The organism is Sphingobium sp. WCS2017Hpa-17, assembly GCF_031843765.1.
In the GTDB taxonomy this organism is placed as follows: domain Bacteria; phylum Pseudomonadota; class Alphaproteobacteria; order Sphingomonadales; family Sphingomonadaceae; genus Sphingobium.
Window position 1 is genome coordinate 59087 of sequence record NZ_JAVTIV010000005.1, and the last position, 12150, is coordinate 71236.

At 63.1% G+C, this 12150-nt stretch carries 11 protein-coding genes; 4 read left to right on the plus strand and 7 right to left on the minus strand.

Annotated elements, in window-relative coordinates; all coding sequences use genetic code 11:
• Positions 1-82: 82 nt before the first annotated feature.
• The 4 genes from RQH62_RS10185 to RQH62_RS10200 form a co-directional block, all read right to left on the minus strand.
• Positions 83-694, minus strand: coding sequence for a hypothetical protein (locus RQH62_RS10185; protein WP_311268647.1), 612 nt, complete (start codon positions 692-694; stop codon positions 83-85).
• A gap of 134 nt (positions 695-828) precedes the next feature.
• Positions 829-1206 carry an ATP-dependent Clp protease adapter ClpS gene (gene clpS / locus RQH62_RS10190; RefSeq protein WP_405053536.1) on the minus strand — a complete coding sequence of 126 codons (378 nt, stop codon included), beginning with the start codon at positions 1204-1206 and terminating at the stop codon, positions 829-831.
• A gap of 158 nt (positions 1207-1364) precedes the next feature.
• Positions 1365-2171 (minus strand): phasin family protein, encoded by an 807-nt coding sequence (locus RQH62_RS10195; RefSeq protein WP_311268649.1) that lies wholly within the window; start codon positions 2169-2171, stop codon positions 1365-1367.
• 151 nt (positions 2172-2322) lie between these two features.
• Positions 2323-4062: a class I poly(R)-hydroxyalkanoic acid synthase gene (locus tag RQH62_RS10200; RefSeq protein ID WP_311268650.1), complete on the minus strand. Its 1740-nt coding sequence runs from the start codon at positions 4060-4062 to the stop codon at positions 2323-2325.
• A gap of 143 nt (positions 4063-4205) precedes the next feature.
• Here RQH62_RS10200 and RQH62_RS10205 point away from each other — a divergent pair, with 143 nt between their 5' ends.
• The 3 genes from RQH62_RS10205 (at position 4206) to RQH62_RS10215 (ending at position 6592) form a co-directional block, all read left to right on the plus strand.
• Positions 4206-5417, plus strand: coding sequence for an LL-diaminopimelate aminotransferase (locus tag RQH62_RS10205; RefSeq protein WP_311268651.1), 1212 nt, complete (start codon positions 4206-4208; stop codon positions 5415-5417).
• A gap of 141 nt (positions 5418-5558) precedes the next feature.
• Positions 5559-6035, plus strand: coding sequence for a DUF2721 domain-containing protein (locus RQH62_RS10210; RefSeq protein ID WP_311268652.1), 477 nt, complete (start codon positions 5559-5561; stop codon positions 6033-6035).
• Complete coding sequence (locus tag RQH62_RS10215) at positions 6032-6592, plus strand: 2Fe-2S iron-sulfur cluster-binding protein (RefSeq protein ID WP_311268653.1); 561 nt, start codon at positions 6032-6034, stop codon at positions 6590-6592. Before RQH62_RS10210 ends, RQH62_RS10215 begins: the two co-directional genes overlap by 4 nt.
• A gap of 91 nt (positions 6593-6683) precedes the next feature.
• Here RQH62_RS10215 and RQH62_RS10220 read toward each other — a convergent pair whose 3' ends face one another.
• The 3 genes from RQH62_RS10220 to RQH62_RS10230 all read right to left on the minus strand — a co-directional run bounded on the left by RQH62_RS10220 (position 6684) and on the right by RQH62_RS10230 (position 10911).
• Positions 6684-7493, minus strand: coding sequence for a class III extradiol ring-cleavage dioxygenase (locus RQH62_RS10220; RefSeq protein ID WP_311268654.1), 810 nt, complete (start codon positions 7491-7493; stop codon positions 6684-6686).
• Between the two features lie 336 nt (positions 7494-7829).
• Positions 7830-10394 (minus strand): HWE histidine kinase domain-containing protein, encoded by a 2565-nt coding sequence (locus RQH62_RS10225; RefSeq protein WP_311268655.1) that lies wholly within the window; start codon positions 10392-10394, stop codon positions 7830-7832.
• Positions 10387-10911, minus strand: coding sequence for a biliverdin-producing heme oxygenase (locus RQH62_RS10230; RefSeq protein ID WP_311268799.1), 525 nt, complete (start codon positions 10909-10911; stop codon positions 10387-10389). Before RQH62_RS10230 ends, RQH62_RS10225 begins: the two co-directional genes overlap by 8 nt.
• Before the next feature lie 276 nt (positions 10912-11187).
• Between RQH62_RS10230 and RQH62_RS10235 the strand changes: the two genes are divergently transcribed.
• Positions 11188-12132, plus strand: a complete 945-nt coding sequence (locus RQH62_RS10235) for an RcnB family protein (protein ID WP_311268656.1) — start codon at positions 11188-11190, stop codon at positions 12130-12132.
• The last annotated feature ends 18 nt before the right edge of the window (positions 12133-12150 follow it).

Here is a 12150-nt window from a genome sequence, read left to right on the forward strand (position 1 = left end):
AGGGAACCGGCAAATCCAAAACCCGGCGGCGCATGCCATCGCATGCGCCGCCGGGCCTTCGTCAGTCCCCGGACGAAGAGGGTCAGGCCAGGCTGTCGATCACCAGCCCGCTATTGCTGCTGTCGGTGCTGCTCGCCGCGCTGCCGTACAACGACTGAGACAGGCTACTGCGCAGATTTTCGAGGAAGGCGATGATGGAATCCAGCTGATCCGTTGCGCTGGTCGCGTCGGTGCTGCTGGTCGTGCTGCTGTCATCGCTATCCTCGTTCGATGCCGATGGCGGCGGACCGGGCGGCGGACCGCGCATGGCGCCGGGGCCACCGACCCCACCCATGCCGTCGATGCTGAAGCCCTGCTCCTCACCGCTGGCGTCTGTCGAGGCGGCCGAGCCGCCCGGCCCCTGTGCAAAGAAGCTTTGCAACGCGGCGGCCTGATCCTCGGTCAACGTCCCCGCCGAAACCTGATCGTCGATCAGCGAATCAATCCGATCCTTCATCGCGGACGGGTCGAGCCGCGACGTACTGTCACTGGCTGACGAAGAAAGAGCGCTGCCGATCGAATCCAGCGCGGTTTCCAGCGCATCGCCATCGACTTCCGACAGCGATCCCGCTTCCACGGCGGCGCCGATCTTGCGGTCCATCATCGCGCGGGGCGATGGTGGCATGTTCATGCTATAATTATTGATACTGGTCATGATTGAAGTCCCCACTTCGTTTCAGCAGGGACCATCATGCCGGAAAGGTCTAAAAAAACCTTGTATTTCAACGATGTAATTTATTGAAATATAAGCGCTACAGTCGTCAAGCGCTGGTGAAAGCGCGGTTGCCGTCAGGCTTTCTCCAGCGTGCATTGCAGCGGATGCTGGTTCTGCCGGGCAAAATCCATCACCTGATTGACCTTCGTCTCGGCCACTTCATAGCTGAATATGCCGCACACGCCGACACCGCGCTGGTGGACGTGCAACATCACCCGCGTCGCTTCCTCCATATCCATGCGGAAGAAGCTTTGCAGCACATGGACGACGAACTCCATCGGGGTGTAGTCGTCATTGAGCATCAGCACCTTGTAGAGCGAGGGCTTCTTGGTGCGGGTACGGGTGCGGGTGGCGATACCGACATTGGGGCCGCCGGGGCCTTCGCCCTGATCGTCCGGATCCTGGCCGGCCATGGTGACGGGGCCTGCATGGGATGGGGTAAAGCTGTTCATGATGATCGAGGATATGGCGATTTCCCGCTCCATGGCAAGGGGTGGGGCGGCCGATCCAACCGCTGGCGCCAATAATTCAACGTTAACGCGAAAGGGGCGCCGCCTTCCATCCGGAAAGCGACGCCCCTTTCAGGCTATGACTGGAAAAGCGCGGCCGATCAGGCGGCCAGCGACTTCACCTTGTCCGTCACCAGCGTCACGCGGGCGGTCAGCGGCTGGGCAACGTCGCCGGCCAGCTTGATGAAGGCTTCGCTGTTCTTGGCGGCTTCCTTCGTGAACTCGTCAAAGCTGCTCGACAGGAGCTGGCTCTGGAGCTGGAAGAATTCGGTCGGCGTCTTGACGGTCGAGAAGCTCTTGAACGAGGCGGTCGCCTTTTCGAAATTCTTCTTGCTGTAGTCGACAGCTTCCTGGCCGAGCGTTTCGATGCCCTTGGCAGCGATCTTGCCCGATTCGACCAGAGCTTCGACATTGCCCTTGGCGATGTCGCTCAGCTCTTCGATCGCCTTAGTCGACTTTTCGACATGGCCCTTCGCCTTTTCGTTGAAGTCGGCATAGGCGGTTTCGAACTTAGCCTTGGTATCTTCGGCGAACTTCTTTCCGGTTTCAATGACGTCGGTCATGCTCTTGGTTCCTTCTGCGGGCAGCGGCTGGGTCGCGATGGGCTCGGCCTTTTCGGTCAGGCTCTCTGTGGTTTCGAATATCGACGAAGGGGTCGGCGTCGGCGTGGGGGCCGGCGTAGGGGTCGGAGTCGGCGTCGGCACGGGGGTCGGCGTCGGTTCCTTCTGCGGATTGGTATCGATCGGCTTCACCGCCGCCGAAACAGCCGCCGGCTTTTTGGGCGCGGGCTTTGCCGGCACAGTTCCGATCGCCGATTCAGCCGCCTTAAGCGCTTCGGTCGCCGACAGCGTCGTCGCACCGGTCTTGCCACGCGGGCTGACCTTCGAGGTCTTTGGTGAAACAGCCATGACCATCCTCCGTTTGTTGCACTGCACAATAAGCCTTTTGCACTGCATCCGCAATAGTTATTGTGCAGTGCAACAAAATTGACATGGGCGGATCGCCCGCTTTTCCGCACAGTCGGTCGAAAAGCCCGCAATTAGGAGCTTCAGACGCCCTCTATCGCACCTTTACGTAGCGCCCCGGCGCATCTTCGATCGCCTTGAGCCGACCCTCGCCGGGCTGTCGCGCTCCCTTGGCCGGCACCTCCTGCGAATCACGCTGGCCGATCCAGCTGCGCCAGTCTGGCCACCAGCTGCCTTTGGTTTCGCTTGCCGTAGCCAGGAAATCATCCAGCGTTGCCTGCGATGCTTCTGCTGTCCAATATTGATATTTGTTCGCCGCCGGCGGATTGACCACCCCGGCAATATGACCCGATCCGGCCAGCAGGAATCGGATCGGTCCGGACAGATTTTCCGTCAGCTTCCACACGCTTTCCAGCGGCGCGATATGATCCTCCCGCCCGGCCTGCACATAAGCCGGCGTCATCACCTTGGTCAGGTCGATCGGCGTTCCATCCACGGTGATCGCACCGGGCACGACCAGCAGATTGTCGCGATAAAGCTGCGTCAGATACCCCTTGTGCCAGCGCGCCGGCAGGTTGGTCGTGTCGCCATTCCAGTAAAGCAGGTCGAAGGGTGGATAATCCATGCCGAGCAGATAATTATTGACGACATAGTTCCAGATCAGGTCGCGACCACGCAGCAGGTTGAAGGTCGCGGCCATGTAGCGCCCGTCCAGAAAGCCTTTGGAGGACAACTGGTCGACCATCTTCATCTGCTCGTCATCGACGAACAGGGTCAGGTCGCCGGCCTGGCTGAAATCGACCTGCGCGGTGAAGAAGGTGGCGCTGGCGACCTTGTCCCCCTGCTCGCGCGCCGCCAGCAGCGCCAAAGTCGCCGCCAGCGTGGTGCCCGCCACGCAATAGCCGATGGTGTGGACGCTCGGAACCTTCAGCAGGTCGCGCACCGTGTCGATCGCATCAATCTGGCCACGCAGGATATAATCATCCCAGGTCAGATCCTTCATTGAGGCGTCAGCCGACTTCCACGACACAAGAAAAACGCTGATCCCCTGATCCACCGCCCATTTGACGAAGCTTTTTTCCGGCGACAGGTCGAGAATGTAGAAGCGGTTGATCCACGGCGGGAAGATGATCAGCGGCGTTTCCAGCACCGTCTCCGTCGAGGGCGCATAATGGATCAGTTGATAGAGCGGGGTTTCGTGGATGACCTTGCCCGGCGTCGCGGCGATGTTGCGGCCCAGCTCGAACTGGGTGCCGTCGGTATGGGTCAGTTGCCCCTTTTCCAGATCGGCCAGCATATGCTTCAGGCCCTTGACCAGATTCTCGCCACCGCTTTCGATCGTCTTTTGCACCACGATCGGGTTGGTCAGCGGGAAGTTGGACGGGGACAGCGCATCCAGCATGCCGGTGGTGGCAAAGCGCAGCTTGGCCTTCGCCTTTGGATCGACTCCGTCGACCGCATCGGTCAGGCGCGTCAGATAGTCCGATACCAGCAGATAGCTTTGCCGGATGAGATCGTAGAAGGGGTGCTCGGTCCAGGCCGGGTCGGAGAAGCGGCGGTCGCGCACTGCCGCCGGGCTGCCGGCCGGCGCGGGATCGGGCTGGTCGCGCAGCAAGCCGCCCGAATCCAGAAAGCGCTGCCACAGGGCCAGTCCTTCGTCGGCAAAGCTGGTCTGGATACGCGACACGGTTTCCGGATCGAAGGGCAGTACACGGCCCGTCGCGCCCGCCGCCTGCTCCAGCATCAGTTGCTGGGCGCGGCCGATCACCTGAGTCCATTGCTGCATCTGTTCCAGGGTCGGCAGGTGGGGTTCCATGACATCGCTTCTCTCCATGGCCACCTTGCTCCTCCTGGCATCGTCTTCGCGCGCCGCTTTCACTGGCGTGTCGCTATCGGCCGGGTTATAGCCAGATTGTGACACGTCAACGGCGTGCCGCGCACTATTCCCTACAGAGAGCTTTCAGGAAAGCCCCTATAATGTCCGAAGAATTTTACCGCATGAAGCGTCTGCCGCCCTATGTCATCGCCGAAGTGAACGGCATGCGGGCCGCCGCGCGGGCCGCGGGCGAGGACATTATCGACCTTGGCATGGGCAATCCCGACCTGCCGCCGCCTGACCATGTCATCGCGAAACTGATCGAAGTGGCGCAGAAACCGAGCGCGCACGGCTATAGCCAGTCGCGCGGCATCCCCGGTTTGCGCAAGGCGCAGGCGAACTATTATGCGCGTCGTTTCGGCGTGGAGGTCGATCCCGACACGGAAGTCGTCGTCACCATGGGATCGAAGGAGGGGCTTGCCAGCCTCGCCACCGCGATCACCGAGCCGGGCGACGTCGTGCTGGCGCCCAATCCCAGCTATCCGATCCACACCTTCGGCTTCATCATTGCCGGGGCGACCATCCGCTCCGTGCCGACGACGCCGGACGAGAATTATTTCCGCTCGCTCGACCGCGCCATGGCCTTCACCGTGCCGCGCCCGTCGATTCTGGTGGTGAACTATCCGTCCAACCCGACCGCCGAGACGGTGGACGTCGCCTTCTATGAGCGCCTCGTCGCCTGGGCGAAGGAGAACAAGGTCTGGATCTTGTCCGACCTTGCCTATTCCGAACTTTATTATGACGGCAATCCGACGCCCTCCATCCTTCAGGTGCCGGGCGCCAAGGATGTGGCGATCGAGTTTACGTCGCTGTCCAAGACCTACTCCATGGCCGGCTGGCGCATGGGCTTTGCCGTGGGCAACCAGAAGCTGATCGCGGCAATGACGCGGGTGAAGTCCTATCTCGACTATGGCGCCTTCACCCCGATTCAGGCGGCGGCCTGTGCGGCGCTCAACGGGCCGCAGGATATCGTCGAGAAGAACCGTGAATTGTATCACAAGCGCCGCGACGTGCTGGTGGAGAGCTTCGGCCGTGCCGGATGGGACATTCCGCCCGCCCGCGCCTCCATGTTCTGCTGGGCGCCGCTGCCGCCTGCGCTCAAGGATATGGGCAGCCTTGAGTTTTCCAAGCAGTTGCTGACCCATGCCAAGGTCGCGGTCGCACCGGGCGTGGGCTATGGCGAGGATGGCGAAGGCTTTGTCCGCATCGCCATGGTCGAAAATGAGCAGCGGCTGCGGCAGGCGGCGCGCAACATCAAACAATATCTCAAGTCCATGGGCGTCAACACGCCGTCCAACAAGGGCGCAGCCTGACAAGCGCGTGGCGCTCCGGTTGGTGCCGGAGCGCTCGCACCCCAGAAAAGTGGCGTTTTGCGACGCATTTATACCGGGCACCGCCCCTTGCTCCTTGCCCCGCGATGAAGGATAGATTCGCGGGATGAGAGGTGCCGTTTGATGATCCCCCTGCCCCAGGTCAGCCAGGTCGCGCAGACCATTCAGCTGGCACTGGCCCCGGTCTTCCTGCTGGCGGGCATCGGCGCGTTCCTGAATGTCTGTGTCAGCCGTCTGTCACGGATCATCGACCGGGCACGTGATGTGGAAAAGATGGTGCTGTCCACGCGCGGCAAGGAACATGACCGGATGGTCGGAGAAATCCGCGTCCTAGATCGGCGGATGAGCGTGGTGAACAGCGCGATCTTCTTTTCGGTCGCGTCCGCTTGTGCCGTCTGTCTGGTCGTGATCCTGCTGTTCGCCGGTAATTTGTTCAACGCCCATCTGGGCACGCCGGTCGCCATCCTCTTCAGCCTGGCGATGATATTGCAGGCCGCCGCCTTCGCTACCTTCATTCAGGAAATCCGGCTGGCGTCGCGGATCATCCATATCCGTAACGAAGTGCTGTTCCACAAGGCCGAGGAAGACGAATCGGCATGACCCGCTTCACCGTCAACGACCGGCCGATCCAGTATCGCATGGACCCGCAGACGCCCTTGCTATGGGCCTTGCGCGATGCCTCCAACCTGACCGGGACCAAATATGGATGCGGCACCGGCGATTGCGGCGCCTGCACGGTGGATATCGATGGGGAGGCGGTACGGTCCTGTCAGGTGACGATCGGCAATACCGAAGGACGTTTCGTCACTACGATCGAGGCGCTGTCGCCCGATCGCGGCCATCCGCTGCAACAGGCCTTCGCCGCCGACAATGTCTCCCAATGCGGCTATTGCATTCCCGGCGTCATCATGGCGGCGTCCGCGCTGCTGCGTCGGACCAATGATCCGAGCGACGAAGAGATTGACGGGGCGATCACCAATATCTGCCGCTGCGGCATCTATCCCCGGCTGCGCGGGGCGATCAAACGAGCCGGGCGGATCATGCGCGGCGAGGAGCAGGGTGGCAGCGCCGCACCGCCGCCGGGGATTACGCCGGAGGATGCAGCGCGCACGGTGCCGGCACTGGGACGTCCGGCCAAAGCACCAGCCCCGAAATAAACGCCGTTCGCCCTGAGTGTGTCGAAGGGCATATCCCAGAAGTGCAAGGCATCGACAGGCTCAGCCCGAACGGTCTAAAGGCAAGGGCGCATCACCCGAAGCGATAGCCCGACACGGCCCAGCCGATGACCGTGCTGTGATGGGTGCAGGTCGCAACGTCATCACCCCCGGCCCCCAACGCGACCATCAGCGGCAACAGATGCTCCTCGCGCGGATGCGCGAAGCGGGCTTGCGGCAATTGATCCCAGGCGGCGACGCGGCTGGCGCGGGCCTGCGGATCGGGATCGGTGACGGCGGCGGTCAGCGCATCGTCCCAGACGGTCGAGGGTGCGGTTGCCTGCGGCCCGCGAACCCGCAAATTGTGGAAGCTCATGCCGGAGCCGATGATCAGCACGCCTTCATCGCGCAGCGGCGCCAGCGCCCGGCCTGCGGCGATATGGGCGGCAGGATCGAGATCATGACGCAGCGACAATTGCGCGAGCGGGATATCGGCATCGGGCAGCGCGACCTTCATGGGGATGAAGACGCCATGGTCCCAGCCGCGCGCCGCTTCCTCACCCGTGGCGAAGCCGGCATCGCGCAGCAAGCCGGCCGCACGGCGGGCGAGGTCAGGCGCGCCCGGCGCATCCCAGCGCAGTTGGTAGGTATGGGGCGGAAAGTTATAATAGTCGAACAACAGCGAAGGGCGTTCGCCGGTGTGGACGGTGAAGGCCGCCTCCTCCCAATGGCCCGACACCAGCAATATGGCGCGGGGCCGCTGCGGCAAGTCGGCGATCAGGCCCGCCAGATAATCCTGCATCGGATGCCACATCGGGTCGCTGTGCGGACGGTCGGGATCGGTCGGGTCCATGAAGAAGCAGGGGCCGCCGCCATGGGGAATGAAGAAAGTGGGCTGGGTCATCTGGGGGTCCGGCTGTAGGATTTCACGGGCTTAACTTCGCACATTTCCCCCACGTTTCGACATTTTGTTGCGTGACGGCGATCCTATCGGAAAGCCGCCTGCCGGCTGGTCCTCCTGTCGTCATCATAGCGATACGGCGCCATGTAGGACAGGAAAGCCGGCATGATGGAAGATCGGCGCAAGGCGGCCGTTCCGCAATCGGCGGGGTGGAAACTGTCCGTTTCGCTGTCCATTGAGGATAGTTCGAGAATGTCGGGCGGGCAGCCAACATAGAGCGCCGCTTTGCAGCGCCCCGCCCCCCAGCCCCTCCCTAGGAGGGAGGGGAGAAACAGCTTATCAGTTGCCCACCCCGATCACCGGGGCCAGCGCCTGTGCCAGGGTGGCGCCGCTATAGGGTTTCTTCACCAGCGTGATCGCCTCGAACCGGCTCGGCAGTTCCAGCCCGTCGCCATAGCCGGTGGCGAAGAGGAAGGGGATGCCGCGTTCGGCGAGCAGATCCGCGATCGGCAGGCTGGTTTCGGGACCAAGGTTGAAATCCAGCACAGCCAGATCGACCGGCTGGATCGCGATCGCCTCATGCGCGCGGCCGACGCTGGCGGCGGTGACGACCTCTGCGCCCAGATCGCGCAGCGCATCCTCGCCATCCATGGCGATGATCATATTATCCTCGACCAACAGGACGTTGCGTCCCTTGAGCAGGCCGGGCACGACCGGCGCGGCCGGCTTGGTGCGATCGGTGGCGGTCACGTCGGGCAGGACCGACACGACATGGACGGCCGGGATGCAGAAATGCGCCTCTATCCCCGCCAGCCGATAGTTGATTTCCGCATGGCCGCCCAGATCATAGGGGATGGAGCGTTCGATGACGGTGGAGCCGAAGCCCCGCCGGGTCGGCGCGACCACCGGCGGACCGCCGCTTTCGGTCCAGTCGATCAGCAGGCTGCCATCCTCATCCACGCGCCAGTCGATCGTCACCGTGCCACTGTCCGACAGCGCGCCATATTTGGCGGCGTTGGTCAGCATTTCATGGATCACCAGCGCCAGCACAGTGAAGCAGCCGGGCGTCAGCAGCACATTGGGACCGGACAATTGCACCCGATCGCTGCGTTCGCCCAGATAAGCGCCCGATTCGACCTCGATCAGGTCGTAGAGGCGCGCGGGGCTCCAGCGGTCGGCGGTAATCTGGTCATGGGCGCGGGCCAGCGCGTGGACGCGGCTTTCCAGCGTGCCGATAAATTCGTCCACCGAACGCGCGCTGTCGCGCGTCTGCGACAACAGGCCACGGATCAGCGAGAGGATGTTGCGGACGCGGTGGTTGAGTTCCGCGATCAGCAATTCCTGCTTCTCATGCGCGCGCTGCCGCTCCGCATCGGCGGAATCGGACATGCGCAATATGACTTCGAGCAGGGCGGTGCGCAGCGCTTCGGCCACGCGCAGTTCGGCGGGCAGGAAGGGCAAGGCCACACCCTTCACCAGTTCCGACCAGGATTCGAAGCTTTTGCGCGGAGTCAGGCGCGGGCCGTTTGGCCCATATTCGATTTCCTTTTCCGGATTGCCCGCCCAGCGCACCGACCGAAGCTGTTCGGCGCGGAACAGCACGACATAGTCGCGCGGCCGCCGCGACAGGGGGATCGCCAACACGCCCGACACGCGATCGGCATAGGCGGCCGCTTCGGGCAGGACCGACGACAGACTGTCGGTGGTATAGACCTGACTCGCCGCGACCCGGTTCAGCATCGACACGATCGCGACGAAGGCCGGGGCATCGGGGGCCAGACCGGAAAAGGTCATCTGCCCGTCAATATAGACGCCGACGCCATCAGCGGGGATGGTGTCGAAAATGATGTCGCCCAGCCAGCGGGCATTGGTCAGCAGGTCATGGTCCTGCGCCACCGCCGACAGCAGCCGGTCGGCCACCTGCCGAGCCTTGCCTTCATATTCGGCGGTTTGTGCGCGCTCGCGGCTTTCGAGCATCATCGAGAAAATCTGGCCGAACAGTTCGGCCGCACTGCGCTGTGCGAAGGTCGGCAGGCGCGGAGCATAATGGTGGCAGGCGAACAGACCCCATAATTTCCCCTCGACGATGATCGAGATGGAGAGGGAGGCGCCCACGCCCATATTGCCGAGATATTCGATATGGATCGGCGACACCGCACGGGTGAGGCAGAGCGACATGTCGAGCGCCGCCCCGGTGGGGTCGAGCGCCGGCACGACCGGTACCGGCACCGACTTCACATCGGCGATCACCCGGAAGATGTTGCGCAGATAGAGGGCACGGGCCTGGACCGGAATGTCGGATGCGGGATAATGGAGGCCGAAGAAACTGTCGATGCCGGGCTTCAGCGCCTCGGCGACCACTTCGCCATCGCCGCCCTCGGCAAAGCGATAGACCATGACGCGATCGAAACCGGTGAGCGCCCGCACCTGCCGTGCGCCGTCACGCAGGAAGGCAGCCATGCCGTCGGCCTGCGCCAGACGTGCGACCATGGAACGGACGGTGCTGCTCGCCTCCATCTCGTCATGGCTGGCGGGTTCCGCCTCGATCACCACCAGTGAGCCGGAAAAATGAACCGCCACGTCAAAGGACGGGCCACCGGCGATCAGCGGAATGGAAAAGAGCCGTTCGACCGAATCGGGACCACGCAGCAGGGTGATGCGGTTGCGCAGGGCGTGGATCGCTTCGCCATCCAGCAGGTCGGCGATCGGTTTGCCCAGCATGTCTTGCGGCGACAGGCCGATGAACTGCGCGCTGTTGGTCGATACGCGCGACACCAGCCAGTCGGCGGTCAACGCGATCAGGAAACCGAACGGCTGGACTATGCCCAGCACATGAATGGGTTCGCGATCGCAATTGCTGAGATCGACCGCAAAATCGGGCTGGCCAGCGTCGCGATCAGCCATGGGCTGGCACCTTGCCCGCCTGCTGCCCCGCCTGCGCAAACAGGGCGAAGGCGGCCTGCGCGCCCTGCACGGCGTCGTCCAGCCAGCCTTCGCCGCCTTCCGCCGCTGCGCTGTCGAGCGCGCGCTGGAAGGCTATCCATTCACCCTTGCCATGGGCGGCCGAGAGATAGGCTTTGGGCAGGTCAGGGGCGACCTGTCGCGAGAGCATCGCCCCGCCCAGCCGCGATCCTTCCAGCGTGTAGCGCAGACCCCAGTGGAAACCATCGGCCATATTGGCCTCCAGCGGCAGCGGATCGGGCATAGGCTGGTCGAGCGCGGCAAGATCCTGCGCCAGCAACGGCAAACGCGGTACATCCGGCTGCGCAACCGCTTCCAGACCAGCGAGTGCGCGGGCATGGGCCGTCAGAAAGGCGCGATAGTCACCGGGCGAATCGAGCGCAAAATCGGCATAGATGGCATCGACCCGGCGATGGCTATCCATCGTCGCTTCGCGCAGGGCCTGGCGGACGGTGGGCATGTCATTGCCAGCATCGGAAGATTTCGTCACTCGTCAGTCCTATAGTCAGTTTCACGGTGACGCACTGATCTGGATCAGCTTTTCGACCGATATCGGGGGTTTGTCGCAGATGCGAACCGCACCAACGGACAGTGGCCAGTATGAAGGCACCTGTCTATCGTCGTGCGCCGATTCTTTCAAATGGCTGCATGACAAGTTCAGCATCACGACATCGCACCTGTCCTAGAGAGCGATCATGAGGGGGCGTAGTGCCCTCGATCCAGGAAAGTCACGACGATGTTGAGGAAGATGATGCTGGCGGGGCTGATGGGTGCGACGCTGCTCAGCGGTATCGCCCCGGCCTATGCCCAGAGCAACCCGGAGCAACGTGGCCAGCGCGGCGGCGAGCGTGCCGCCCGCGCCGAAGCCGGTGTGGCGGTGTCGCGCGGCAATCGCATGAACCAGCCGCGCGGCGACGCTCCAGCCCAGAACTGGTCAACCCAGAACCGGCCGACCCAGCGCTGGCAGCAGCGCCCGGCCGAGCGCCCCGCTTCGCCGATGGCGCCGCCGCGCCCGGAGGTCCGGCCAGACAATCGACCGGACAATCGACCGCAGCAGCGCCCCGAACAATGGCGCGGCGATCGCAATCAGCCCAATGGCGGGCTGGAGAATGCGGCCCGCGATCAGCAGCAGCGGGCGCAGAACTGGCGCGATCAGCAGCAGCGGCAGGAAAACCGGCCCGATTGGCGCAACAACCGGCCTGACGACCGGCGCGATGGCCGCAATGATCGGCGGGATGATCGGCAGGATTGGCGAAACGATCGCCACGACAATCGCAACTGGACCGGGAATGACCGGAACAATTGGAACAATGGCAGCTGGAACAACGGCCGCCGGTTCGACGATCGCACCCGCTGGGCCAATCAGCGGCGCTGGGACAATGGCTGGCGCAACGACCGGCGCTATGACTGGAACAGCTATCGCAACCGTTATGGCGACCGCTATCGCATGGGCCGCTATTATGCGCCGCGCGGCTGGAACTATGGCTATCGCAGTTTCTCGGTCGGGATTTTCCTGAATAGCCTGCTCTATTCCAACAGCTACTGGCTGGACGATCCCTATAGCTACCGCCTGCCACCGGCCTACGGCTCGCTGCGCTGGATTCGCTATTATGACGACGCGCTGCTGGTCGACGTCCGCGACGGCTATGTGGTCGATGTGATCAATAATTTCTTCTGGTAACGCTCTTCCTGGACTGGC